This is a genomic window from Tistrella mobilis (genome assembly GCF_039634785.1).
GTDB lineage: Bacteria > Pseudomonadota > Alphaproteobacteria > Tistrellales > Tistrellaceae > Tistrella > Tistrella mobilis.
This window is the reverse complement of sequence record NZ_JBBIAB010000006.1, coordinates 12,038-36,197: the sequence shown is the minus strand read 5'-3', so window position 1 is coordinate 36,197 and position 24,160 is coordinate 12,038. Positions and strand designations below refer to the sequence as shown.

20 protein-coding genes, 1 pseudogene and 1 CRISPR repeat array are annotated in these 24,160 nt (G+C 67.9%); of the genes and pseudogenes, 8 read left to right on the top strand and 13 right to left on the bottom strand.

Features of this window, described 5'->3' with window-relative positions:
* Window positions 1-49: 49 nt before the first annotated feature.
* Together WI697_RS10050 and WI697_RS10045 are read right to left on the bottom strand one after the other, a co-directional pair.
* Window positions 50-1,609, bottom strand: coding sequence for an aldehyde dehydrogenase family protein (locus WI697_RS10050; RefSeq protein WP_385998412.1), 1,560 nt, complete (start codon window positions 1,607-1,609; stop codon window positions 50-52).
* A gap of 16 nt (window positions 1,610-1,625) precedes the next feature.
* Entirely contained in the window at window positions 1,626-2,654 is a 1,029-nt protein-coding gene (locus WI697_RS10045; RefSeq protein ID WP_345958339.1) for an NAD(P)-dependent oxidoreductase, read from the bottom strand.
* Window positions 2,655-2,766: 112 nt separating this feature from the next.
* On the opposite strand from WI697_RS10045, the gene WI697_RS10040 reads away from it, so the two are divergent.
* On the top strand, window positions 2,767-3,684 hold the full coding sequence (locus WI697_RS10040) for a LysR family transcriptional regulator (RefSeq protein ID WP_231889436.1): 918 nt from the start codon (window positions 2,767-2,769) through the stop codon (window positions 3,682-3,684).
* A 558-nt stretch (window positions 3,685-4,242) separates the two neighbouring features.
* Window positions 4,243-5,232: direct repeats of the CRISPR family, unit length 31 nt; unit sequence GTCGCACCCTTGCGGGTGCGTGGATTGAAAC.
* Window positions 5,233-5,272: 40 nt separating this feature from the next.
* Here the strand turns inward: WI697_RS10040 and WI697_RS10035 are convergent.
* The 7 genes and pseudogenes from WI697_RS10035 to speB all read right to left on the bottom strand — a co-directional run.
* A pseudogene (locus tag WI697_RS10035) lies at window positions 5,273-5,414 on the bottom strand (transposase); the annotation flags it as partial.
* An 83-nt stretch (window positions 5,415-5,497) separates the two neighbouring features.
* Window positions 5,498-6,019, bottom strand: coding sequence for a GNAT family N-acetyltransferase (locus WI697_RS10030; protein WP_345958338.1), 522 nt, complete (start codon window positions 6,017-6,019; stop codon window positions 5,498-5,500).
* Window positions 6,016-6,303, bottom strand: a complete 288-nt coding sequence (locus tag WI697_RS10025; protein WP_345958337.1) for a type II toxin-antitoxin system TacA family antitoxin — start codon at window positions 6,301-6,303, stop codon at window positions 6,016-6,018. Before WI697_RS10025 ends, WI697_RS10030 begins: the two co-directional genes overlap by 4 nt.
* Window positions 6,304-6,432: 129 nt before the next feature.
* The gene (locus WI697_RS10020; protein ID WP_345958336.1) at window positions 6,433-7,209 is read right to left on the bottom strand and encodes an ABC transporter ATP-binding protein; all 777 of its coding nucleotides are present in this window, start codon (window positions 7,207-7,209) and stop codon (window positions 6,433-6,435) included.
* Between the two features lie 94 nt (window positions 7,210-7,303).
* The gene (locus tag WI697_RS10015; protein WP_014748097.1) at window positions 7,304-8,098 is read right to left on the bottom strand and encodes an ABC transporter permease; all 795 of its coding nucleotides are present in this window, start codon (window positions 8,096-8,098) and stop codon (window positions 7,304-7,306) included.
* Between the two features lie 23 nt (window positions 8,099-8,121).
* The gene (locus WI697_RS10010) at window positions 8,122-9,099 is read right to left on the bottom strand and encodes an ABC transporter substrate-binding protein (protein WP_345958335.1); all 978 of its coding nucleotides are present in this window, start codon (window positions 9,097-9,099) and stop codon (window positions 8,122-8,124) included.
* A 49-nt stretch (window positions 9,100-9,148) separates the two neighbouring features.
* A complete protein-coding gene (gene speB, locus WI697_RS10005) occupies window positions 9,149-10,147 on the bottom strand; it encodes an agmatinase (RefSeq protein WP_345958334.1) in 999 nt (332 codons plus the stop codon).
* Between the two features lie 104 nt (window positions 10,148-10,251).
* Between speB and WI697_RS10000 the strand changes: the two genes are divergently transcribed.
* The 5 genes from WI697_RS10000 (at window position 10,252) to WI697_RS09980 (ending at window position 15,433) form a co-directional block, all read left to right on the top strand.
* Entirely contained in the window at window positions 10,252-11,163 is a 912-nt protein-coding gene (locus WI697_RS10000; RefSeq protein ID WP_062763794.1) for a LysR family transcriptional regulator, read from the top strand.
* A 184-nt stretch (window positions 11,164-11,347) separates the two neighbouring features.
* Window positions 11,348-12,178: a DUF3100 domain-containing protein gene (locus WI697_RS09995; RefSeq protein WP_062763795.1), complete on the top strand. Its 831-nt coding sequence runs from the start codon at window positions 11,348-11,350 to the stop codon at window positions 12,176-12,178.
* 5 nt (window positions 12,179-12,183) lie between these two features.
* Window positions 12,184-12,687: a hypothetical protein gene (locus tag WI697_RS09990; RefSeq protein ID WP_296710880.1), complete on the top strand. Its 504-nt coding sequence runs from the start codon at window positions 12,184-12,186 to the stop codon at window positions 12,685-12,687.
* Window positions 12,688-12,787: 100 nt separating this feature from the next.
* Entirely contained in the window at window positions 12,788-14,176 is a 1,389-nt protein-coding gene (locus WI697_RS09985; RefSeq protein ID WP_345958333.1) for an L-serine ammonia-lyase, read from the top strand.
* A 57-nt stretch (window positions 14,177-14,233) separates the two neighbouring features.
* Window positions 14,234-15,433 carry a M20 aminoacylase family protein gene (locus WI697_RS09980; RefSeq protein ID WP_345958332.1) on the top strand — a complete coding sequence of 400 codons (1,200 nt, stop codon included), beginning with the start codon at window positions 14,234-14,236 and terminating at the stop codon, window positions 15,431-15,433.
* 21 nt (window positions 15,434-15,454) lie between these two features.
* Here WI697_RS09980 and WI697_RS09975 read toward each other — a convergent pair whose 3' ends face one another.
* A complete protein-coding gene (locus tag WI697_RS09975) occupies window positions 15,455-16,339 on the bottom strand; it encodes a LysR substrate-binding domain-containing protein (RefSeq protein ID WP_062761240.1) in 885 nt (294 codons plus the stop codon).
* 136 nt (window positions 16,340-16,475) lie between these two features.
* Between WI697_RS09975 and WI697_RS09970 the strand changes: the two genes are divergently transcribed.
* Together WI697_RS09970 and WI697_RS09965 are read left to right on the top strand one after the other, a co-directional pair.
* Window positions 16,476-17,558 carry an isocitrate/isopropylmalate family dehydrogenase gene (locus tag WI697_RS09970; protein WP_345958331.1) on the top strand — a complete coding sequence of 361 codons (1,083 nt, stop codon included), beginning with the start codon at window positions 16,476-16,478 and terminating at the stop codon, window positions 17,556-17,558.
* Between the two features lie 69 nt (window positions 17,559-17,627).
* On the top strand, window positions 17,628-18,275 hold the full coding sequence (locus WI697_RS09965) for a hypothetical protein (protein WP_062761236.1): 648 nt from the start codon (window positions 17,628-17,630) through the stop codon (window positions 18,273-18,275).
* Between the two features lie 5 nt (window positions 18,276-18,280).
* Here WI697_RS09965 and WI697_RS09960 read toward each other — a convergent pair whose 3' ends face one another.
* The 3 genes from WI697_RS09960 to WI697_RS09950 form a co-directional block, all read right to left on the bottom strand.
* Window positions 18,281-19,957 (bottom strand): methyl-accepting chemotaxis protein, encoded by a 1,677-nt coding sequence (locus WI697_RS09960; RefSeq protein WP_345958330.1) that lies wholly within the window; start codon window positions 19,955-19,957, stop codon window positions 18,281-18,283.
* Between the two features lie 473 nt (window positions 19,958-20,430).
* Window positions 20,431-22,107, bottom strand: coding sequence for a methyl-accepting chemotaxis protein (locus WI697_RS09955; protein WP_345958329.1), 1,677 nt, complete (start codon window positions 22,105-22,107; stop codon window positions 20,431-20,433).
* A gap of 245 nt (window positions 22,108-22,352) precedes the next feature.
* Complete coding sequence (locus tag WI697_RS09950; RefSeq protein WP_345958328.1) at window positions 22,353-24,038, bottom strand: methyl-accepting chemotaxis protein; 1,686 nt, start codon at window positions 24,036-24,038, stop codon at window positions 22,353-22,355.
* Window positions 24,039-24,160: the final 122 nt, after the last annotated feature.

The following is a 24,160-nucleotide window of genomic DNA, read 5'->3' as shown; positions in this document are numbered from 1 at the left end:
GTTAACCGGGAAACCGCCCGCCCCTTCCGGGGCGGGCGGTCGCCTGTGGTCAGGCCGGCGGGGCGTAGCCGAAGGCGGGCACGGCGCTGGCCGCGGTCTCGACCCACACGCTCTTCACCCGCACATATTCCAGCAGGCCTTCATAGCCGCTGGAGCGGCCATAGCCGCTCTCGCCGAAGCCGCCGAAGGGCGACATCACGCCGATGGTCTTGTAGCCGTTGATCCAGAAGGTGCCGGCCTTCACCGCCGCCGCCACCCGGTGCGCCCGGCCGACATCCTGCGTCCAGACCGCGCCGGCCAGGCCGAAACGGCTGTCATTGGCGATCGCCACCGCCTCGGCCTCGTCGTCGAAGGGGATCACCGAGACCACCGGCCCGAAGATCTCTTCGCGCGCCACCTCCATGCTGTTGGCAACCCCGGCCAGCACGGTCGGGGCATAGAAGAAACCGTCTTCCAGCCCGCCGCCGGCCAGCCCTGCCGGCCGCCCGGCGCCTGCGGCCGCGCGGGCACCCTGCGCCAGTCCGCGGCCGACCAGCTCGCCGATCCGGGCATGCTGGGCGCCGCTCACGATCGGGCCGATCTGGGTGGCGGGGTCCAGCGGGTCGCCGATCGGGATCCGGCCGGCCGCCTCGGCCAGCCGCGCCACCACCCGGTCATGCACCCGCCGGTCGACCAGCAGCCGCGATCCGGCCACGCAGGACTGGCCGGCGCCCGAGAAGATCGCCGCCTGGGCGCCCAGAACCGCCCGGTCCAGATCGGCATCGGCGAAGACGATATTGGCCGATTTGCCGCCCAGCTCCAGAACGCAGGGCACCACCCGTGCCGCCGCCTGCGCCGCGATGCGGGCACCGGTCTGGGGCGAGCCCACGAACACCACCTTCGCACAGGCCGGATGCGCGATCGCCGCCGCCCCGACGGTGTGGCCGGCACCGATCAGCACGTTCACGGCCCCCGCCGGCACGCCGGCTTCCGTGATCACCGCGCCCAGCGCCACCGAGGTCAGCGGCGTCAGCTCCGACGGCTTCAGCAGCACGGCATTGCCGGTCGCCAGCGCCGGGGCCAGCTGCCAGCCGGCGGTGAAGATCGGCGCATTCCAGGGCGTGATCTGCACCACCACGCCATACGGCTCGTAGCGGGTATAGTTCAGATGGCTGGTCGGCACGGGGATCACCGCGCCGTGCAGCTTGTCGGCCCAGCCGGCATAATATTCGAACATCTCGGCGACCTTGGTCGCCTCGGCGCGGGTGTCGCGCAGCGGCTTGCCGGCGGTCAGGCTTTCCAGCCGGGCGAAATCCTCGATCCGCGCCCGCACCGCCTGGGCCGCCGCCCACAGCACCCGGCCGCGCGCGGCATGGGTCAGCCCCGCCCAGGCGGTCTGGCCGGCCAGGGCCGCGGCCGCCGCCTCGTCCACCAGCGCCGCGCCGCCATCGGCCAGGCTCAGCACCAGGCGGCCGGTGGCGGGGTCGATCAGGGGCAGCGCCTCGCCTTCGCCATCGACCACCCGGCCGTCGACGAAGCTGCCGATCCGGTCGGAACCGGTCAGGCGGGCAAAGATGGCGCGGATCTCGGCCGTGCTGTCGGCCGGGCGATGGGCTGTCATCTCGGTCATCTCTCGGGCTCCCGGGTCAGTCGAGCGCGGCAATGCGGTTGAAATCCTCGCCATCGGCCAGGCCGGCGGCACTCTCGCGCCAGAGCCGCCCCGCCACCTCCAGCAGCGGCATGGCCTGGCCGGTCTCTGCCGCCAGCGCCTCGGCCAGGCGCACATCCTTGCGCATCAGCCCCATGGTGAAGCCGCTGTCGAAACTGCCCGACAGGATCCAGCGCGGGAAGTTCACCTCCGACACGCCGGCCCGGCCTGATCCGGCGTTCAGCGCCCCGATCAAAGTGTCGGCCTCGACCCCGGCGGCGACGCCCATCCGCACCGCTTCCGACACGGTCAGCAGATGCGCGGCACAGAGCAGGTTGTTGACCAGCTTGACCACATGGCCGGCCCCCACCGCGCCGCACAGCGAGATCTTCGCCGACAGCGCCTCCAGCACCGGCCGGGCGCGGTCGATATCGGCCGCCGCACCGCCGACCATCATGGTCAGCGTGCCGGCCGCCGCCCCCGCCGGCCCGCCCGAGACCGGGGCATCGACCAGGGCATGGCCGGCCGCCGCCAGCGCCGCCGCCAGCCGCCGGGTCACCGCGGGCTCCGACGTCGTGGTGTCGATCACCAGCCGTCCGGTAAGGCTGGCGGCCAGAAGACCGCCCTCCCCCGCCAGCACCGCCTCGACATGCGCGGCCATCGGCAGCGACAGAACGGCGATCTCTGCGGCGGCAAAGGCCGCGGCGGGGCTTGCCGCCAGCGCGATGCCGGCCGCCCCGGCGCGGGCTTCGGCATCGGGCGCCGGATCATAGCCGGTGACCGCGAAGCCGGCCTTCGCCAGCGTGGCCGCCATGGCGGCGCCCATATTGCCGAGGCCGATGACGGCGACCCGTCGGTCGGTCATGTCGTCACTCCTGAAATCTCGATGGCGGGGGGAGAGGTAGCATCGGCCGGGCCGGCCATCACTTGGGCCGCCTGCCTCATGATCTTGCGCGGACCTCCGGGCGGGGGATGTTTTCCGGCTGTCCGCCCCCCGAAAATGAGCGCGCGCCCGCCCCCCGCTCAAGCGCTATTGCCGGAACGGCGCGTTGCCGTTATGGCAACGGACGGCGACGGGTTTCGTCACCCGGCCGGCAACCATGCATGCCGGTCGCGACAGGATCAGGAGAACGGGGATCATGCTGCGGATCGACGACAAGCCGCTGCGCTATTTCCTGGCGGTGTTCGAAGCGGGCTCGATCCGGGCGGCCGCCGACGGGCTGCACATCGCGCCCTCGGCGATCAGCCGTCAGGTGGCCGGGCTCGAAGCCGATCTGGGCGTGCTGCTGATGGAGCGCACCAAACAGGGCATCCGCTTCACCGAAGCCGGCCGCCTGGTCGCCGGCCATGCCCGCCGCCGGCTGGAACTCGACGACGGTTTCGCCGCCGAACTCGCCGCCGCCAAGGGCGGCATCGCCGGCCGGGTGCATGTCATCACCGGCGAGGGCTTCGTGGTCGACCTTATGCATCACGCGGTCTCGGCGCTGGCCCGCACCTATCCCGAGGTGCAGCTCTCGATCGATGTCGGCGGCACCGACCGGATGATGCAGGGCATCCTGAAGGATGCCTATGATATCGGCCTGGTCTTCAACCCGCCGCGCCTGCCCGAACTCGACGTGCTGGCAGAGGCGGACAAGCCGCTCTGCGTTCTGGTGCCGCCCGGCCACGCGCTTGCCGGCCGCGACAGCTGCCAGCTGGCCGAAACCCTCGACCAGCCGGCGGCACTGCTCGCCGAAACCTTCGGCGTCCGCAAGCTGATCGCAGGGGCAGAGGCCGCCTCGGGCCTGCGCATCCGGCCCAAACTCGTGACCGACTCGATCAACGTCGCCATGCATTTCGTGCTCGGCGGCGCCGGCATCACCTATCTGCCGGCCTTCGCCGTCTCCCGCCAGCTCCGCCGCGGCGAGGTCCACGCCATCCCGCTGACCGACACCCCGCTGGCCCACGTCCCCTCCCGCATCGTCGTCCGCTCCGGCCGCCCCCGCACCGGCGCCGTCCGCGCCGTCGCCGACCTCATGGCCCGCCATATGGAAGCCTTCGGCGCGGAAGCGGGGTGACGCCGCGGGCCTTTCCCGCCCTCCCCCCGGACAGCGCCGCCACAGGCCGCCCTTGACAAAAGGTTGGAAGAGGGGGAGTTTGAAGGCACGACCATTTGCGCCGGTCATGGAAACTTTATTATATCTCTCGCATACAAATATGCACGAGGCCCGGCCACTCAGCATGATCCCCGTGTGCCCGTCAGATACTTACTTTCCCCTCATTATTCTGACAGCCCTGTCGGGCTCAACGCCTGCCAGTTCTCTCCCAATATTTATACCGTCATCCCGGCGAAGGCCGGGATCCAGGTTCGTCTCCGCACGAAGACCGTCGAACCACCTGCCGCCTGCCCCGACAGCCGCCCCAAGCCGCCGCCCCCCCCCGGACCCACCCCGCCTCGCCCGCGAACCCCAAGCTCCCGTAAAAACCCCGGGAGGTTCGCGGAAAAAATTCTCACCAATTTTCAATCACTTAAATTTCACAAAATCATCATGTTCATACCAAGGAATGACATCCTGAGAAGGTTCGCGCTGATCGCCTTTTTCCGGCCCCGGATTCAGGGTATTAAGAAGGGGTGAGTCGCACCCTTGCGGGTGCGTGGATTGAAACAGCGGCGGGCGTGGCGGTGTCGGTCATGATGTCGTCGCACCCTTGCGGGTGCGTGGATTGAAACGCTGACGAGGCGAATTGAGCGTACTGCCCGGAGTCGCACCCTTGCGGGTGCGTGGATTGAAACAGGGGATTGATTGCAGCCAGTTGAATAAATGACGTCGCACCCTTGCGGGTGCGTGGATTGAAACACGGCAAGGTCCAGGATCTTGGCACTGATCGGTAGTCGCACCCTTGCGGGTGCGTGGATTGAAACGCCCAGCCCTGAGACCAGCACCTGCGGCGTGCCGTCGCACCCTTGCGGGTGCGTGGATTGAAACGGCCGCCTCCGTGGCCACCGGGACCACGGCCGGCGGTCGCACCCTTGCGGGTGCGTGGATTGAAACTGGATGTCCTGCCACCCGATCCAGACCCGTCGAGTCGCACCCTTGCGGGTGCGTGGATTGAAACCTAGGGCTGGCCACGCAGCCGGGTATCCCGGCTCGTCGCACCCTTGCGGGTGCGTGGATTGAAACTCGGGCGCGCCCCCCACGATTACTGTCGCACCCTTGCGGGTGCGTGGATTGAAACCACCCGCGGCCGCACCTCGCCCGATGCGGTCCGCGTCGCACCCTTGCGGGTGCGTGGATTGAAACCGCTCCGGATCATCGCTTTGCCGCGGCAAGGACCGTCGCACCCTTGCGGGTGCGTGGATTGAAACACCTGTCATTTGGGTGGCAACCTGCGACCGCAGGTCGCACCCTTGCGGGTGCGTGGATTGAAACCCGAGGTCTCCCCGGCGTAAGCGGGGAGCGCTACGTCGCACCCTTGCGGGTGCGTGGATTGAAACAAGTCCCCGGCGTCTACCAAATTCCGCCACACGGGTCGCACCCTTGCGGGTGCGTGGATCGAAACAGGTTGACGGCCGCCCAGGTCGCGGCCGCACTCGGTCGCACCCTCGCCGGTGCGCCGATTAAAACGTCGCGTGCCAGCAGGCAGACGCGCTCGTAAACACGTAAAGACGTCGCGGACATCCACCATGCGCTGTCGGCCCCCGCTTCGCAGGCGGGATCAGCGGCGCGACAAGCGACCAGTCTTCATCCGTCAGCTCGCCTGGATATCTCAGACCAGACCGCCCCTGAACCCGGCGGGTTTCATCCACATTCTGCCCGCTCACCTTTTCCTCTGGCGCGGCGCAGACTCACAACGAATCCGACAACTTTCCGGACGGGCCCCCAAAGCCTCTTATGCGTCAATCAACGTCCGTATCGTCGCCATCGGCAGGAACAGCCGCCGGCTCTCGCCCATGAACGAGATAAACCCATACTTACGATAAAACGCGGCGGCAGCGTCGTCTTTCGCATCGACGACCACCGCGTGGACTGCGAGGGTCTGCGTCGCGAGCAGGATACGGTTCAGGGCGTCCATGAGCAGGAAGGCGCCCAGCCCCCTGCCCTTCATGCCGTCATCGACGGCCAGTCGGCCGAGCAGGGCAGCCGGTACGGGGTAACCTGGCAGGCGCTTCGCCTGCCCGGCCGGGAGGTTATCCCGTCGAAAGCTGGTGGCGCTCAGGCTGTAGTAGCCGCAGACCGTCAGCGTCTCGGCAGGCATGGCCACAAAAACGCGGGCGACATCCCGCTTCACGTCCTGCGAAGCATGTTCGCGAATGTAACGGTCGAGTTCAGGAGCACCACACGAGAAGGCCGACCGATCGTGGACCCTGCTATCGAGCGGCGCAATCTGCCATGGCGCATGAGCCTGCCTCATCCGGTCGCCTTCTTGTACCTGGCGAAGGCCTCGCGCAAGGCCGCATTGGGCGCCGGCGGGTTGGTCAGCGCGTCGTAGAACACTGTCCAATCCGGGCCGGACAGGGTGACGATCTCGTTCTCCCGGATGACTTTCCCGGCTTCCTCCAGCGCCGTCGCAAGGACAAACTGGCTGACCGTCTTGTGCCGGTAGCGGGCCGCGCGCTGGAGCAGGCTCTTCGACTCCGCGTCGAGGCGTACCTGCAGCCGGTCATCCTTGGTGTCCGCCGCCTGGGGCATGGCCATTCTCCTTATCCGAACGCTCCCTGTATTGTGATTACAAATGGAGTACACTTCAAGGGATATGTCCGGCGCAGCCGGCTATAGCTCGTCGTCCGCGCCGGATCGCTGTCGAAACGGTCTGGCCCCCAACCCTCACCCCGCCACCCGCACCGCCTCGGCATGCATCAGCCCCAGGATCCGCTTCTTCCAGCCCATGAAATCCCCCGTGGTCAGGGCGTCGATGCCGCGCGGGCGGGGCAGGTCGATCACCATGGACGACCGGATGCGCCCGGGGCGCGCGCTCATCACATGGACATCGTCGCCCAGCAGGATCGCTTCGTCGATGTCGTGGGTGATGAACAGCACGGTCTTGCGGCGCTGCTGCCAGATCTCCAGCAGCAGTTCCTGCATCACCTGGCGGGTCTGGCTGTCCAGCGCGCCGAAGGGTTCGTCCATCAGCAGAATGCGCGGGTCGTTGGCCAGCGCCCGGGCCAGGGCCACGCGCTGGCGCATGCCGCCCGACAGTTCCGTCGGATAGGCGTCGCCGAAGCCGGTCAGGTGCACCGCTTCGATCAGCTCGTCGGCGATGGCGGCGCGCGCGGCCCTGGCCATGCCGTCCAGCTTCGGCCCGAACATCACGTTCTCGCGCACCGTCAGCCAGGGGAACAGGGTGTAGCTCTGGAACACCATCCCCCGCTCCCGCGAGGGGCCGTCGATCGGGCGTCCGTCCAGGGTGATCCGGCCGTCATCCGGGCGTTCCAGCCCGGCCACCAGTCTCAGCAGGGTGGATTTGCCGCAGCCCGAGGGGCCGACGATCACCGAGAAGGTGTCCGGGCGCACGGTCAGCGACACATCGTCCAGCGCCACCACCGGGGGCTTGCCGCGGGTCTGGAAGCGGACGGACACATCCGCGATGTCAAGCAGGCTCATGGGGGTCACCACCCGATCGGAAGCGCAGGAAGGGCCAGGTCGGCGGAAGGGGGCCGTCTCGGAGAAAGGGGCCGTCTCGGAGGAAAGGGCCGGCTCAGAGCCCGGCGGCCCAGGGCAGCAGGCGCCGGCGCAGCCATTTGAACAGGGCGTCGGTGATCAGCCCCAACAGCCCGATGGTCAGCACGCCCAGCAGGATCACATCGGTGAACAGGCCGCGCATGGCGTTCAGGATCATGTAGCCCAGCCCGCTATCGGCCGCGACCAGCTCGGCCACCACCAGATAGGTCCAGGCCCAGCCCATGGTGACGCGCAGATTGTCCATCACCCCGGGCAGGCAGGCGGGCACCAGCACCTGGCGCACCACCTGGCCGCGGCTGGCGCCCAGCGTATAGGCGCAGTCGACCAGATCCCGGCTCACCCGCGCCGAGACGTCCGAGATCAGGATCAGCTGCTGAAAGAAGGTGCCGAGGAAGATCACCATGATCTTCTGCTCCACCCCGATGCCGATCCACAGGATCAGCAGCGGGATCAGGGCCGAGATCGGGATGTAGCGCATGAAGCCGGTCACCGGCTCCACCAGCGCCTGCACCGCCGGGAAACTGCCCATCAGAATGCCGATCGGCACCGCCAGCACCGAGGCCAGAAGGAAGCCCGCCAGGATCACCTGCAGGCTGGCGGCGATATGGCCGAACAGCGACAGGTTCAGGATCCGCTCCAGCCCCGCCCCCAGCACCTGGCCGGGGGTGGCCAGAAAGTCGGGCGGGGTCAACCCGCCATAGGTGAGCCCGCACCACAGCCCGGCGATGGCCAGCACCGATGCGGTGCCGAGGCCCAGAGAGGTGCTGCGCGGCAGCGAAATCTTGGGCGAAAACAGCGTTCTGGTCCACATGGGTACCGGCCCTCCGCTCACGCTCAGTCAACCACGCCGGTCGCGATCATCCGGGCCGGTTCGGCCGCCGCCTTGAACAGCCCCGCCGCCTCGCCCAGGCTCTTCGCCATGGTGATGGTGGCAAGAATGCCGTCCGGATTGGCCGGGTCCATGAAGCGGCGGTTCATCCCGGCATCGTAGAAGGCGATGCCGGCGCGGGTTTCGGCAAAGACCGCCGGGTCTTCCAGCCAGCCGCCCACCCCCCTGGCCATGATCCGGTCGGCCTCGGCCTCGTGGGTCTTCTGCCAGTCGACCGCGGCACTCCACGCCCGATAGAGCGCCTGCAACGCCGGCCGGCGCGCCTCCAGCGTCGGCACCGTGGTGACCATGACATCGGTGATCAGCCCCGGCCGGCTGGCGCTGTCCACCAGCACCGCACCATGGGGTGTCGCCTTGCCGCGGCTCAGCCACGGTTCCCAGGTCACCGCCGCATCCACCCGCCCGGCCACGAAGGCCGCCCCGGCATCGCCGGCGGTCATGTTGCGGCTGTCGATATCGGCCAGCGTCAGCCCGGCATCCTTCAGCAGCACGCTCAGGAAGAACTGCGACACCGAGCCTTCGGTATAGGCGACCGTGCGCCCCTTCAGCCCGGCGACCGAGATGATCTCGCGCCGGGCGACGATGCCGTCGCCGCCGCGGCTGTCGTCGATCGCGAACAGATAGGTCAGCGGCCGTTCGGCCGTCGAAAAACCCAGCACCGTATCGATGGTGGTGACCGCGGCATCGACCCGGCCGGCGGCCAGCGCCGGCATGCGGGTCTTCACGTCCTCCATCATCACCAGATCGACCTCCAGCCCTTCCTTCGCGAAGAAGCCCTGGTCGCGGGCGATGAACAGCGGGCCATAGCCGACCCAGGTGGACAGCGCGAGTTTGAGCTTTTCAGCCGCGCCGGCCGGCGCGCCGGCACCGAAGACGAGCGCGAGGCCAAGGGCGGCGGCGCCGAGGCGGGAACGGATCCGCATGGGCATGGGCGATCCTCCGGATCAGGGTGATGTGACGGGGCGCAGACGATCAGCCGGCGCGGCCGCGGAGCGCGGGCGACACGGCGAGCAGGCAGAGCAGTTCGAACATCAGCGAGGCGCCGACCCAGGCGGTGCCGCCGGCCGGGTCGAAGGGCGGCGAGACCTCCACCAGATCCGCGCCGATCAGGTTGAGCCCGGCCAGCGCGCGCAGCATGCGCTGCGCCTCTCGCGTGGTCAGGCCGCCGATCTCGGGCGTGCCGGTGCCGGGCGCGAAGGCGGGGTCCAGGCAGTCGATGTCGAAGGTCAGGTAAGTGGGCGCCGTGCCGGCGATCGCCCGGGCCTCGGCCATCACATCCTCGACGCCGCGGGCCTCGCATTCCTCGATGCGGATGATCCGCACGCCCTGCGCCAGCCCCCAGGCGACGTCGGATCCGTCGTACATCGTGCCGCGGATGCCGATCTGCACCACCCGTTTCGGATCCACCAGCCCCTCTTCGATCGCGCGGCGGAAGGGCGTGCCGTGGGTGTAGCGGAAGCCGCCGAAATAGTCGTGGAACAGGTCGGTATGGGCATCGAAATGGATCAGCCCCACCGGGCCGTCGGCGGCCAGCGCCTTCAGGATCGGATAGGACATCAGATGGTCGCCGCCGGCCGACAGCGGCAGGATGCCCCGCCGCTTCACCCCCTGGTAATAGCCGGTGATGCGCTGCAGCGTGTCCATCAGATCGGCCGGGTTGACCGGCACATCGCCCAGATCGGCCACCGCCGCCCGGGCATAGGGGTCGTCGCCGGTGGCCGGATGCAGGGGGCGCAGCATGCACGACAGGTCGCGCAGCTGGCGGGGGCCGTGGCGGGCGCCCGGCCGGTTGGTGGTGCCGCCGTCCCAGGGCACCCCCAGAATGCCGATCTCCACCGCCGCCGCCGCGGCCGCGTCGATATCGACCAGCGGCAGGCGCATGAAGCTGGCGGGGCCGGCATAGCGCGGCACGTCGAAGGCGGAGACGGGCCGGAAGACGGGAGCGGGGGCGGCGGGACTGGTATCGGGCATGGAACGGGGCTCCGGAGAGGGGCTGCTCCGGTCAGGTTGTCATGGGGAGACACGTCCAATAAGATCGAAGTACAAAACTTCACGTCCGGATTTTGCGACGCATCATGTCCCTGCACGTACCGCCGCTCAGCGATGTCGATCTGCGCCAGCTGCGCATCTTCCGGTCGGTGGTCGAAAATGGCGGCTTCACGCCGGCGCAGGCCGAACTCGGCATTTCCCGCTCCACGATCAGCGCTCAGATGGCGGCGCTGGAAACCCGGCTCGGTCTCACCCTCTGCCGGCGCGGCCGGTCGGGCTTCGCGCTCACCGACCACGGCCAGAAGGTCTATGCCGAAACGATCAAATGCTTTGCAGCCCTCGACAATTTCCGCAGCGAGGTGGGGGTGATGCGCGGCCGGCTGGTGGGCGAACTCCGCATCGGCACGGTCGATGCGGTGGTCGAAAACCCGCGCTGCGCGCTCGATGCCGCCATCGCCGCCTTCAACCAGGCGGTGCCCGACGTCCATGTCACCCTGACCGTGGTTTCGCCCAACCAGATCGAAAGCGCGCTGCTCAACCGGCAGATGGAAATCGCCATCGTGCCGAACCAGCCGATGAATGCTGCGGTGCAACTGCAGCAGCTTTTCCACGAGGAACAGAACCTCTATTGCGGCGCCCGCCATCCCCTTTTCGGGGCCGAGGCGAAGCAGCTCACCCTCGACCGGCTGGGCGCCCAGGCCCATGCCCGGCGCGGCTATGCCATCGCCACCGGCTATGGCACGCTCTTCGCCGACCCGCCGGCCGCCACCGCCTATTCCATGGAAGGGCTGGCGCATCTGGTGTTGAGCGGCCGGTTCGTCAGCTTCCTGCCCCGCCATTATGCCGCGCAATGGGTGGACACCGGCCGCATGCGGGCGCTGCGCCCCGATCTGGTCAGTTTCGGCGTCGCACTCTGCGCCGCCCATTTTCCGGTGCCGGCGCTGTCCGAAATCGCCCGGGTCTTCCGCCAGCACCTGATCGAGGCCCATCGCGTGTGACACCCGCTGTTGCCGCCCCGGCAACGGCTGCGTCTCTTTAAAGCGCTTGCCGCCACCGGCCACAGTTTTGATTCTGGCGGGATGAACGGGGGTCTGTGTCCGGGGAGTGGCGCCCCTCCGTCAAATAACGTGTCGACCTTGGGAAGGTTCACGTCTCACCTCCAGCCAATCGGGGGGACGCTTCATGTCCGTCATCAAAGAAACGATGCAGCTCTGGCGGCTGCATCTTGCCGTGCTCGTGCTGGCGATCATCGCCGAGCTGATCGGCATCCAGCGCATCCCGATCGGGATCGGCGCGATCCTGCTGCTGCCGCTGCTCTACGCCTTCCTCATGGCGGCGCTCATGAACCCGAACATCGTGAAGCCGGCGGGCAAGCTGATCCGCTCGCGCGAGGTCAAGGCCGCCTCGCCGCTGATCGTGATCGCGATCATGCCGTTCATCGCCAAGTTCGGCACCACCATCGGCCCGGCGATCGACAAGATCATCGCGGCGGGCCCCGCCCTGCTGCTGCAGGAACTGGGCAATCTGGGCACCGTGCTGATCGCCTTCCCGATCGCGGTCTGGGTGCTGGGTCTCGGCCGCGAGGCGATCGGCGCCACCTTCTCGATCGCGCGTGAGCCCAACATCGCGATCATCGCCGACCGCTACACGCTGAAATCCCCCGAAGGCACCGGCGTGATGGGCGTCTATGTCATCGGCACGCTGTTCGGCACCTTCGTCTTCGCGGTGCTGGCCTCGATCTTCGCCACCGCCGACATTTTTGATCCGCGTTCGCTCGCCATGGCCTGCGGCGTCGGTTCGGGCTCGATGATGGCCGCCTGCTCGGGCGCGCTTGCAACCGCCCTGCCCGAGATGAAGGACGAGCTGCTGGCCTTGGCCGGCGCCTCCAACCTGCTCACCTATGCGACCGGCCTTTATGCCGGCCTGTTCATCGCCCTGCCGCTGGTCGAAAAGCTCTACAACGCGACCCGCGGCCGGCACGAAACCGCGGCCCGCGCCGCTGCCGGGGAGTGAGGTCCATGTCGAACACCGTCTACACCGACGGCACCCTCAACGTCCCGGCCGAGCCGGACGAGCGCAAGCTCAACCTCCTGGACCATGCCCTGGTCCTGATCGTGGTCTGCGCCATCGACCTGGTGGTCAACGCGGTCAATCACGAGGTGGGCTTCCTGCACAACCTCACCGGCATCGCGGTGCTTTATGCGATCTGCCTGGCGGGTCTGGTGCTGACCAAGATCATGCCCTTCTACCTGCCCAGCGTCGCCTGGATCTCGCTGGTCGGCATGGCCGTCACCCTGCCCTTCACCCCGGGCTCCGCCTGGGTTCTGGAACAGGTGAAGGCGATCGACTTCCTGGCGCTGACCACCCCCACCCTCGCCTATGCCGGCTTCGCCATCGCGCGCGAAGAGATCCTGACCGCGAAGAAATCCGGCTGGAAACTGGCCCTGGTCGCGGTGCTGGTCTTCTTCGGCACCTATCTGGGCTCGGTGCTGGTTGCCGAACTGATGCTCGCCTGGACCTGACCGGCCTCCCATATCCACCTGAACGACACGCCAAACCCGTGCGCGGCGCCTGGGGCATCCTCTCCCCGGCGCCGCGCCGTCCGGATGGACCAGCGCCCCCATGTCGCTCAGCCTTTTCGACCTGTTCAAGATCGGTATCGGCCCCTCCAGCTCGCACACCGTCGGGCCGATGGTCGCCGCCCGCCGCTTCCTTTCCGGGCTCGATGCCGCCGGCCGCTTCGATGCGCTGGCCGCGGTGACGGTCGAGATCTACGGCTCGCTCGCCCTCACCGGCCGCGGCCATGCCACCGACACCGCGATCATCCTGGGGCTTGCCGGCGAAACGCCCGATGGTGTGGAGCCCGATGCCATCACCGGCATCGTCGACGGCGTGCGCCTGTCGAAGCGGCTCGCGGCACTCGGCCGCCGGCTGATCGCCTTCGATCCCGAGACCGATCTGGTCTGGCGCATGGGCGATACCCTGCCCCACCACACCAACGGCCTGCACTTCACCGCCCGCGACGGCGCGGGTGCCGTGCTTGCGGCCGAAAGCTTCTATTCGATCGGCGGCGGTTTCGTGGTCTCGGGCGCCGAGACCGAGGCCCGGGCCGGCGATGCGCCCGTCCATGGCGACCGCGGCCCCCTGCCCCATCCCTTCACGACCGGCGCCGATCTGATCGCGCTCACCGAAGCGACCGGCCTCTCCATCGCCGAGATCGTCCGGCAGAACGAGCACGCCCTCTGGGGACAGGCCGAGACCACCCGCCGGCTTGAGGCGATCAAGGCCGCGATGCTGGGGGCGGTCGACCGCGGCCTTGCCACCGACGGTGCGCTGCCCGGCCGGCTGACCCGCCGCCGCGCCGCCGATCTCGCCCGCAGGCTCGCCGAGCGCGCCGGCGCCAACACACTCCCCGCCCTCGACGGGTTCGAGCGGCTGTCGGCCTATGCGATCGCGGTCAATGAAGAGAACGCCGCCGGCGGCCGCATCGTCACCGCGCCCACCAATGGTGCCGCCGGCATCGTGCCGGCGGTGCTGGCCTGGCTGCTCCGCCATTCCGGCACCGGCAGCGAGGCCGCGGCCGATACCCTGCTCTTCACCGCCGCGGCGATCGGCATGCTCTACAAGCTCAACGCCTCCATCTCGGGCGCCGAGGTCGGCTGCCAGGGAGAGGTCGGCGTCGCCAGTTCCATGGCCGCGGGCGGCCTTGCCGCAGCCCTCGGCGGCACGCCCGCACAGGTCGAGAATGCCGCCGAGATCGCCATGGAACACCATCTGGGCATGACCTGCGATCCGGTCGCCGGCCTGGTCCAGATCCCCTGCATCGAACGCAACGCCATGGGGGCCGTCAAGGCGGTCAACGCCGCCCTTCTGGCACTCGCCGGCGACGGCCGCCATGTGGTCTCGCTCGACACGGTCATCCGGACCATGAAAGAGACCGGCCACGACATGCAGAGCAAATACAAGGAAACCAGCCTGGGCGGCCTGGCCGTCAACGTGCCGGTCTGCTGACCAGCGGGCGGATGCCTCCCCGACGCGGGCCACAAAAACCAGAGGACGCCGATCCAGATGCCGGACAACAATGTTCCCCGCAACGACGTCGCCATCGATCCCGCCGTTGCGGCCATTGCCGACGAAATGCGCGGCTGGCGCCACCATCTCCACGCCCATCCCGAAACCGCCTTCGAAGAGCACGAGACCGCGGCCTTCGTGGCGGGCAGGCTTGCCGAGTTCGGCATCGAGGTCACGACCGGCATCGGCCGTACCGGGGTGGTCGGCACGATCCGCGGCCGGCGCGGTGCGGGCAAGGCGATCGCGCTGCGGGCCGATATGGATGCGCTGCACGTGACCGAGGTCAACGACTTCGCCCACCGCTCGCGCAATCCCGGCCGCATGCATGCCTGCGGCCATGACGGCCACACCGCCATGCTGCTGGGGGCTGCCAAAGTGCTGGCGGCGGATCCGGATTTCACCGGCACGGTCCATCTGGTCTTCCAGCCGGCCGAAGAGAACGAGGGCGGCGGCCGGGCGATGGTCGAAGACGGGCTCTTCACCCGCTTCCCGGCCGAGATGGTCTTCGGCATGCACAACTGGCCGGGCCTGGCGCTCGGCCGGATGGCGATGGCGCCGGGGCCGATGATGGCCGGGTTCGACATTTTCGAAATCACCATCCGCGGCCGCGGCTGCCATGCGGCCATGCCCGATCTGGGCCGCGATGCGGTGACGGCGGCGGCCCATCTGGTCACCCAGCTGCAGACCATTCCGGGCCGGTCGATCAACCCGCTCGACGGCGCGGTGGTCTCGGTCACCCAGATCCATGGCGGCGACACCTGGAACGTGATCCCCGAGACGATCGTGATCCGCGGCACCGCGCGCAGCTTCCGGCCCGAGGTGCAGGCGGTGATCGAACGCCGCCTCGCCACCCTGGTGGAACATTCCGCCGCCGCCCATGACTGCACGGGCGATCTGCGCTACGAACGCCGCTATCCCGCCACCATCAACACCCCGTCCGAAACGGCCCTGGCCGCGACGGCCGCGGCGAAGGTGGTGGGCGAGGCCGCCATCGACCACGCCCCCACGCCCTCGATGGCGTCGGAAGATTTCGCCTTCATGCTGGGCGAAAAGCCCGGCTGCTATGTCTGGCTCGGCAACGGCCCGACCGAGGGGGGCTGCCTGCTCCACAACCCGGCCTACGACTTCAACGACGATGCCGCCCCCATCGGCGCCAGCTGGTGGGTGCAGCTGGTCCGCACCGTGCTCGCCGGCTGATCGGGCGCACGGCCGCCGGGATCACCCCGTCGTCCCTTCCCCCCGGCCCCGCTCCAGCTCGCGGATCACGTATTCGCGCAGCCGCTGGGCCGGGGGGCCGATATCGGCGGCCACCAGCAGCGCCATCTCGGTATCGGCCAGGCCCGGCAGCCCGGTCTCTTCATCCAGCATCACCAGATCCGCCGGCACCATGTCCTTGGGCAGCACCGTCACCCCCAGCCCGGCGCGCACCGCGGCATGGGTGCCGGTCAGCGCCCCGCAGGTATAGGCGATCCGCCAGGGCCGGCCCGCCGCATCCAGCGCATCGGTGGCACGCTTGCGATAGACGCAGGGCGCCGGCGATACCGCCAGCGGCAGGGGCCCCTGGCGCATCGCCACCCCGCGTTCGGCCGCCACCCAGACCAGCGGCTCGCGCCAGACCCGGGTGCCGAGCAGCGGCGCGCTCGGCTCGCGCTTCACCAGCGCCAGGTCCAGATCGCCGGCCGCGAAGCGGTCGAACAGGTTCAGCGTCAGATCGCAGGTCACCTCCAGCCCCACCGCCGGATGTTCCTGGGCAAACCGTGCCAGCACCCCGGGCAGATGGCTGGTGGCGAAATCCTCGGGCGCCCCCAGCCGCACCAGGCCCGCAATCTCGGGCTGGCGCACCCGGTCCATCAGTTCGTCGTTCAGCGCCAGAATCCGGCGGGCATAGTCGACGATCACCTGGCCTTCGCCGGTCAGCCGCACATGGCGGGGGCCGCGTTCCAGCAGCACCGCCCCCACCCGATCCTCCAGCCGCTTGATCTGCAGCGAAATGGTGGACTGGTTGCGCAGCAGCCGGTCGGCGGCGCGGGAAAACCCGCCCGCATCGGCCACGGTCACCAGCGTGCGCAGCAGGTCGACATCCAGGTTCACGGGTGCAGCCATTGCCATCCTCAATATTTACCATCTCAATGGAGAGGTATCTCACTATCAATTTCTCAAAAGACATGGTGCGGGGCAGCATGGGGTCAAGCCGGCATCATCCGGGCCGGTGACGCCTGAGCGGAGCGGAGGCGCGCCCATGACCGACCAGACCCCCCATCGGCCCCGGCCCGGCCCCCGGCATGGCCGGGCCAACCAGCCGATCAGCATCGTTTTCGGCGACGGCATCGGCCCCGAGGTGATGCAGGCGAGCCTCAGGATCCTGCTTGCGGCCGGCGCACGCATCGCGGTGGAACCGGTGGATCTGAGCAGCCGCCCCGGGGATGCGGAGGAAGATCATGCCCGGCTGCTCTCGGCCGCCCGACAGAGTCTGCGCCGCACCGGCGTGCTCTACCGCGCTCCGGTCACCACGCCGCCGGCCGGGGTGGCCAGCCCGGTGCAGGTGCTCAGCCGCGATGCCGATCTCTTCGCCACCACCCGCCCCTGCCGGGCCATGGCGCCGGCCATCGCCACCCGCCACCCGGCGATGGATCTGATCATCGTTCACGACCTGCCCGGGGCGGCACAGGGCGATGCCCGGCTGATGCGGGCCGAACGGCTTCTGCACCATGCCTTTGCGGTGGCGCGCCGGCAGGGGCTTCGCCGGCTCGATGCCTTCGTCGACCATCCGGATGCCCTGACGGCAGAACTGTTCGATGCCGTCGCCGGCCATTATCCCGACATCGCCGCCGGCCGCCGGCGCCTTGAAACCGGTCTGGCCCGGCTGGCCGATCGTCCGAACGGCTTCGGCGTCGTGGTCGTGCCGGGCCGCCATGGCGATCTGGTGGCGACGCTCGCCGCCCGCCTTGCCGGCGGCGTCGGGCTTGCCCCCTCGGCCGCGCTCGGCACCGATTGCGCCATGTTCTCAACCGTCCACGGCACGGCGCCGCAGCTGGCCGGGCGCGACCGGGCCAACCCGTCGGCCATGCTGCTCGCGGGCGTGATGATGCTGCACCATATCGGCCAGCATCGGGTGGCCGATCGCGTCCACGATGCCTGGCTCGCCACCATCGAAGACGGCATCCACACCGCCGACATGGTCACCCCGGGCACCACCCGCCTCAGCCCGGGCACCCGCGGCTTCGCCGATGCGGTGATCACCCGCCTGGGTCAGGCCCCGCGAATGCTCCGCCCGGCGGCGGTCAGCCCGAACCACAACCAAAACATTATGATGCAGGCCTGATCATCACCCATTGATGGCATTTTGGGACAGTGCCATTCTGGTCACCATCGACCAGACGGGGGAAGGCCCATGCTCGATCCGATGAAGGTGCCGCAAGGCGGCTACAACCAGGAATATCGTCAGCATCCCAAATTCCCCGGCGGCTACATATACAGCCATGCCGGCGGCGATTACGATGCCTGGATGAATGCGGTCTATCCGCTGCTGCCCGATCGGGTCGCCTTCGGCGATCCCGATGCGCCCGCAGCCCTGGTGAAGGATGAACCCGGCACCAATGGCGTGCCGCAGACGGCGGTGCTCTACCCCTATCCGGGCACCCCGTCGGCCGGCACGCCCTGGGCCTTCACCCTGATGGCGGGGCGGGCTGCGATCGATTTTCTGCTCATCGCCCGCATCCTGTTCGTGCAGCCGGTTTTGAACCCCGACGGCACGGCCAGCGCCTGGTCGTCGGGGCTGATCGAGCGGCACACCGAAACCACGCTGCTGGCCGGCAACCCGCTCACCGAACTGGTCGGCGAACAGGGCGATCGCTACGCCCTGGTCGCCTCTTTCCCCGGCGCCGACAGCAGCAATCCGCCGCCGCCCCCGCCGGGCTATGTCTACGAAACCCGGCCGCTGGACCAGGATTTCACCCTGGTCTGCCGGCGCTTCGCCCATATCCTGATCACCGACGGCTACAACTTCCAGCGCTGGGACCAGGGCAACGCGCCGGATTGACCGGCTCAGACGCGGGCGATCGCCGCGACATACTCGTCCACCACCTGCTTCAGCGCCCGGGTCTGGCCGGCCAGCTCGCCGGCGGCGGTGTTCATTTCCGCCGCCGCATGGCCGGTCTGGCCGGCGGCATCGGCGATGCCGGCGATGGCGCGCAGCACCTCCGACGTGCCGGCCGAGGCCTGCTGGGTGTTGCGGGCGATTTCCGCGGTCGCCGATACCTGTTCCTCCACAGCTGATGCCACGGCGGTGGTCAGCGCCCCCACCTTGCCGATCGTGCCGGAAATCGACCGGATGGCATCCACCGTCCGCCCGGTAGCATTTGTGGCGGCGTCGATCTGGACCTGGATCTCTTCCGTCGCCCGCGCGGTCTGATTGGCCAGGTTCTTCACCTCGGCCGCCACCACGGCGAAGCCCTTGCCGGCTTCACCCGCACGTGCGGCTTCGATGGTGGCGTTCAGTGCCAGAAGATTGGTCTGGGCGGCGATCTGCTGGATCAGCTCGATCACATCGCCGATCTTCTGGGCGTTGGTCGCCAGGTCCTGGACCGTATTGTCGGTGGTGCCGGCCTCGTCCACCGCAGCGCGGCTCACATCCGCGGTTTCGGCCGTGCGCGCACCCACCTCGCGCACCGATGCCGACAGCTCTTCCGCCGCCGTCGCCACCGTCTGGACATTGGCGGTCGCCTGCTCGGCCGCGGCCGCAACCGCCGTGCTGCGGCCGCTCTGCTCCTCTGCCGTGCGCGACAGGGCATCGGCGCTGCCGCGCACCTGTTCGGCCGCCCCAGACAGCGTCGAGACGATGCCCGCCACCCGGGTCACGAAACCCTGGGTCAGCTCCTCGCGCCGGGCACGCTCGGCCTCCTGCGCAGCCTGCGCCTGTGCCTGTTCGGTCGCCAGCCTGTCGGCCTCGATCAGCCCTGCGCGGAAGGTCTCGACCGATTTGGCCATGGCCCCGATCTCGTCGCCACGATCGGCGCCCGGGATGGTGATGCCGGTCTCACGCGCCGCCAGCCGGTTCATCGCCTCGGTCATCCGCCGGATGGGCCGGGACACGCTGCGCATCATCAGCAGGGTCGCCGCGATCGCCAGCACAAGGCCGATCCCCAGCGCCGCGATCAGCACGGTCATGCCGGCATCATGCGCCGCCACGGTCCGGGCGCCCGATGTCGCAGCGGCCGAGACGTTGTACTCGACCAGCTCTTCAATCTTTTTCGACAGAGCCCGACGGCTTGAGGCCGCAAACCTCGACCGCACCTCGTCTTGCCGCCCGTCGGCAATCGCCGCCAACAGCGGTTCGGTTTTGGCGATGTAGTCGGCCCAGGCTGCACGGGCCACCTGGAAATGACCACGGTCTTCGGGATCCGCGATCAGCGGCTCATATGCCGCCAGAAGCCCGTCGACACGTGATCTCATCTCGGCCACCTCGGCCAACCTGCCGGCCCGCGTCGCGTCGTCGGAGAGAATGACCGCGTCGGCTGCCTTGAGGCGATGCTCCAGCACGGCACTCTCAATCTGGGCCAGCAGCTTCAGGCTCGGCACGCGATTGTCCCGCAGATCGCCCGCCGCCTGGTCCAGAACCGACAACTGCACAATGCCCGATACGCTCGTCGTGGCGATGACCAGAGTCAATGCCACGAATGCAACGACCAGCTTGGCGCCGATCGTCCATTTCGATGTCTTCATGATTACTCTCATGCGTGGGGAAATGTTCTACAACGCGCGTGCGGGCAGGCACTCATCAAGCTAGAAGCATCCGACATCAAAATTCAAGATACAAAATACAACTTGTATTTTTAAATATTCCTCACGATAAAATCACACATGATCAAAATTCGACCATTCTTCGATACAAAATCGTATCGCCATGTGCGATCGTAATTAACAAACAATCTCAACTGAAATCAAATTCATCCATTATTTTTGGATCTACACTTGAATTTACATCAGAATATCGGCACGCCACTGCTCTTCATATCCGCATAGCGGGATCGTAGACGTCGAATCGGATGTGATTTTTTATGGATGTTCCGAAAGCCGCCGGGCCTCAGAACGCACAAAAGAACAGACCGCGGAAATACAGCTTTGCACAGGAACTCATCCAGCGAAGTCCAGAGGTACCCCCCATCTGGCGGACACCTCTGGAGAGAGAAAATCGCTCAGACGTTTTCTATGTCCCTCACATACTCGTCCACCACCTGCTTCAACGCCCGGGTCTGGCCGGCCAGCTCGCCGGCGGCGGTGTTCATTTCCGCCGCCGCATGGCCGGTCTGGCCGGCGGCATCGGCGATGCCGGCGATGGCGCGCAGCACCTCCGACGTACCGGCCGAGGCCTGCTGGGTGTTGCGGGCGATTTCCGCGGTCGCCGATACCTGTTCCTCCACGGCCGAGGCCACGGCGGTGGTCAGCGCCCCCACCTTGCCGATCGTGCCGGAAATCGACCGGATGGCATCCACCGTCCGCCCGGTGGCATTTGTGGCGGCGTCGATCTGAACCTGGATCTCTTCCGTCGCCCGCGCGGTCTGATTGGCCAGATTCTTCACCTCGGCCGCCACCACGGCGAAGCCCTTGCCGGCTTCGCCCGCACGCGCGGCTTCGATGGTGGCGTTCAGCGCCAGAAGATTGGTCTGGGCCGCGATCTGCTGGATCAGCTCGATCACGTCGCCGATCTTCTGGGCGTTGGTCGCCAGGTCCTGCACCGTGTTGTCGGTGGTGCCGGCCTCGTCCACCGCAGCACGGCTCACATCCGCGGTTTCGGCCGTGCGCGCACCCACCTCGCGCACCGATGCCGACAGCTCTTCCGCCGCCGTCGCCACCGTCTGGACATTGGCGGTCGCCTGCTCGGCCGCGGCCGCAACCGCCGTGCTGCGGCCGCTCTGCTCCTCTGCCGTGCGCGACAGGGCATCGGCGCTGCCGCGCACCTGTTCGGCCGCCCCCGACAGCGTCGAGACGATGCCCGCCACCCGGGTCACGAAGCCCTGGGTCAGTTCCTCGCGCCGCGCACGCTCGGCCTCCTGCGCAGCCTGGGCCTGTGCCTGTTCGCTCGCCAGCCGGTCGGCCTCGATCAGCCCTGCGCGGAAGGTCTCGACCGATTTGGCCATGGCCCCGATCTCGTCGCCACGATCGGCACCCGGGATGGTGATGCCGGTCTCACGCGCCGCAAGCCGGTTCATCGCCTCGGTCATCCGCCGGATCGGCCGGGACACGCTGCGCATCATCAGCAGGGTCGCCGCGATCGCCACCACAAGGCCGATCCCCAGCGCCGCGATCAGCACGGTCATGCCGTTTTCGGCCGCACGCCTGGTCTGTTCGCCCGATCCAGCCGCGGCGGCCGAGTTGAACTCGATCAGATCGTCGAGTTCACGGATCAGCAGCGTGCGGTTGGCCGCCGCGAACAATCCCCGCGCGCCATCCTGATCACCGGTGCGAAGCTCCGCCAGCAGCGGCTCGGTGCGGGCAAGATAATCCGCCCAGGCGACCTTGACGCCCTCGAAATGACCACGCTCCTCCTCGTCGGTAACCAGAGGCTCGTAGGCGGTCAGAAGCCCGCCGACCTGCTCGGCGGCTTTGGCAGCAGCCGCAAGCCGATCCTTCACTTCCGTGCCTTCGGTGGCGATGATCGCCCCGGAGATATTGATGCGATGTTCCGAGACCGCGTTCTGCAGCCGTGCGATCAGCTTCAGGCTCGGCACGCGATTGTCCCGCAGATCGCCCGCCGCCCGGTCCAGAACCGACAACTGGGCAATACCCGACACACTCGTCGCAGCGATGACCAGGGTCAACGCCACGAACGCGACGATCAGCCTGGCGCCGATCGTCCATTTCGATGACTTCATAAAGACTCGCTTGTCTGGAGGGGAAGGTCTGCGATGCATGTGTGCGGGCAGGCACTCTTAAAAATAGACTCATTCAACAGCGTGGTTCAACATTTAAATCCGCGGAAATCTTCGGGCGAAATATTACCAGGATGTCTGATCTGGCCCAAAAAGAAGCCGGCGGGCCTTGCCGGAAGGCCCGCCGGATCCACAATCGAAGGTATTTATCTATACGACCGACGCAAACTTGCGTCGATTATGCAGCCTCAGACCTTGGCCACCTCGTCGACATAGCGGTCAACCACATCTTTCAACTCGCGGGTCTTGCCGGCCAGGGCGCGCGATGCCCCGCTCATTTCCTCCGCCGACCGCCCGGTCAACCCGGCGGCCGATGCGATGCCGGCAATCGATTCCAGCACTTCCGACGTGCCGGACGATGCCTGCTGCGTGTTGCGGGCGATCTCGGCGGTGGCCGCCACCTGCTGCTCCACGGCCGATGCCACGGCGGTGGTCAGCGCCCCCACCCGGGTGATGGTGCCCGAAATTTCGCGGATCGCATCCACCGTGCGGCCGGTCGCACCGGTCATGGCGTTGATCTGGGCCTGGATCTCTTCGGTCGCCCGGGCGGTCTGGGTCGCCAGGTTCTTCACCTCAGATGCCACCACGGCGAAGCCCTTGCCGGCCTCGCCGGCGCGCGCCGCCTCGATGGTGGCGTTCAATGCCAGAAGATTGGTCTGCTCGGCGATCTGCTGGATCAGCTCGATCACGTCGCCGATCTTGCGGGCACTGGCGGACAGCTCCTGCACCGTGCCGTCGGTCGCCTCGGCCTGGCGCACCGCGGCGCGGGTGACGTCGGCGGTCTCGGCCGTGCGCGCGCCCACCTCGCGGATCGATGCCGCCAGTTCCTCGGATGCCGTGGCCACCGTCTGGACATTGGCGCTGGCCTCTTCCGCCGCCGCGGCGACGGTGGTGCTGCGCGCCGACTGGTCATCCGCCGTGCGCGCAAGCCCTTCGGCACTGCCGCGCACCTGTTCCGATGCGCCCGACAGCGTGGTCACGATCGCGGTCATCCGCGACACGAAGCCTTCGGCCAGTTCCTCGCGCCGCCGGCGCCTGCCCTCTTCGGCAGCCCGGTTCCGCTCCTGCTCGGCCGCCAGCCGGTCGGCGCGGACCATGCCGTCGCGGAAGGTCTCCACCGCCTTGGCCATGGCGCCGATTTCGTCGCCGCGATCGGCGCCCGGGATCTCGACGCCGGTATCCTTGTCGGCCAGCCGCCGCATCGCCTCTGTCATCTTGCGCACCGGCGCCGACACGCTGCGGGTCATCACCAGGGTTGCCGCAACCGCGATCACCAGCCCCACCGCCATGGCGATCGCCAGCACGGTCAGCGCGCTTTCATAGGCGGCGCGGGATCGGGCGCCGGCCTCGGCCGACTTTTCGACGTTCATCTGACGCAGCCTGTCCAGCTCCGTCACAACGGCTTCCCGCGCGGCCGCGCTCTCGCCCAGATACAGCGCCGTCACCTGGGATACGTTACCCGCCTGTACGGCGCGGATCAGCCTTGTGGTTGCCTCCAGATAGCGCTCCCGGGCTGCCCCGATCTGCTTCACCATCCGGGCCTCGATGTCGTCGGCGATCAACGGTTGATAGGCTTTGGCCGCGGCCGCGAAAGCATCGACCTGGCGCTGTATCTGCTCCAGATGACCGGAACGGTTCGCCGGATTGTCGTCAATGACCAGGCGGCTCACTGCGATCCGGTGGTTCTGTATCACATTGCTCGCCTCGGCAATGACCTTGAGGCTGGGGATACGGTTGTCGCGCAGTTCGAAGGACGCATGCTCCAGCGTCGCCAGCTGCGAAAAGCCGAACACGCCGGTCAGCACGATCACGGCGGTCAGGGTAGCAAAGGCAAGGATCAGCTTCTTGCCGATCGAGAGGGCGGATTTGGACATCGCGGACGATCTCAAAAAAAACCAGGGACGACCCGCGGATACGGCTGACGGGCCGATAAATACTTAAGATGTGAAGATACGCAAAGATCAATTGCCAAATATAATAGCGATCATTCCAGAAT

What these genes read in the sequence shown, in the direction of transcription:
- WI697_RS10050 (WP_385998412.1), bottom strand. Translation starts at nt 1,609, where the DNA reads ATGACCGAGATGACAGCCCATCGCCCGGCCGACAGCACGGCCGAGATC.
- WI697_RS10040 (WP_231889436.1), top strand. Translation starts at nt 2,767, where the DNA reads ATGCTGCGGATCGACGACAAGCCGCTGCGCTATTTCCTGGCGGTGTTC.
- WI697_RS10030 (WP_345958338.1), bottom strand. Translation starts at nt 6,019, where the DNA reads ATGAGGCAGGCTCATGCGCCATGGCAGATTGCGCCGCTCGATAGCAGG.
- WI697_RS10025 (WP_345958337.1), bottom strand. Translation starts at nt 6,303, where the DNA reads ATGGCCATGCCCCAGGCGGCGGACACCAAGGATGACCGGCTGCAGGTA.
- WI697_RS10020 (WP_345958336.1), bottom strand. Translation starts at nt 7,209, where the DNA reads ATGAGCCTGCTTGACATCGCGGATGTGTCCGTCCGCTTCCAGACCCGC.
- WI697_RS10015 (WP_014748097.1), bottom strand. Translation starts at nt 8,098, where the DNA reads ATGTGGACCAGAACGCTGTTTTCGCCCAAGATTTCGCTGCCGCGCAGC.
- WI697_RS10010 (WP_345958335.1), bottom strand. Translation starts at nt 9,099, where the DNA reads ATGCGGATCCGTTCCCGCCTCGGCGCCGCCGCCCTTGGCCTCGCGCTC.
- speB (WP_345958334.1), bottom strand. Translation starts at nt 10,147, where the DNA reads ATGCCCGATACCAGTCCCGCCGCCCCCGCTCCCGTCTTCCGGCCCGTC.
- WI697_RS10000 (WP_062763794.1), top strand. Translation starts at nt 10,252, where the DNA reads ATGTCCCTGCACGTACCGCCGCTCAGCGATGTCGATCTGCGCCAGCTG.
- WI697_RS09995 (WP_062763795.1), top strand. Translation starts at nt 11,348, where the DNA reads ATGTCCGTCATCAAAGAAACGATGCAGCTCTGGCGGCTGCATCTTGCC.
- WI697_RS09990 (WP_296710880.1), top strand. Translation starts at nt 12,184, where the DNA reads ATGTCGAACACCGTCTACACCGACGGCACCCTCAACGTCCCGGCCGAG.
- WI697_RS09985 (WP_345958333.1), top strand. Translation starts at nt 12,788, where the DNA reads ATGTCGCTCAGCCTTTTCGACCTGTTCAAGATCGGTATCGGCCCCTCC.
- WI697_RS09980 (WP_345958332.1), top strand. Translation starts at nt 14,234, where the DNA reads ATGCCGGACAACAATGTTCCCCGCAACGACGTCGCCATCGATCCCGCC.
- WI697_RS09975 (WP_062761240.1), bottom strand. Translation starts at nt 16,339, where the DNA reads ATGGCTGCACCCGTGAACCTGGATGTCGACCTGCTGCGCACGCTGGTG.
- WI697_RS09970 (WP_345958331.1), top strand. Translation starts at nt 16,476, where the DNA reads ATGACCGACCAGACCCCCCATCGGCCCCGGCCCGGCCCCCGGCATGGC.
- WI697_RS09965 (WP_062761236.1), top strand. Translation starts at nt 17,628, where the DNA reads ATGCTCGATCCGATGAAGGTGCCGCAAGGCGGCTACAACCAGGAATAT.
- WI697_RS09960 (WP_345958330.1), bottom strand. Translation starts at nt 19,957, where the DNA reads ATGAAGACATCGAAATGGACGATCGGCGCCAAGCTGGTCGTTGCATTC.
- WI697_RS09955 (WP_345958329.1), bottom strand. Translation starts at nt 22,107, where the DNA reads ATGAAGTCATCGAAATGGACGATCGGCGCCAGGCTGATCGTCGCGTTC.
- WI697_RS09950 (WP_345958328.1), bottom strand. Translation starts at nt 24,038, where the DNA reads ATGTCCAAATCCGCCCTCTCGATCGGCAAGAAGCTGATCCTTGCCTTT.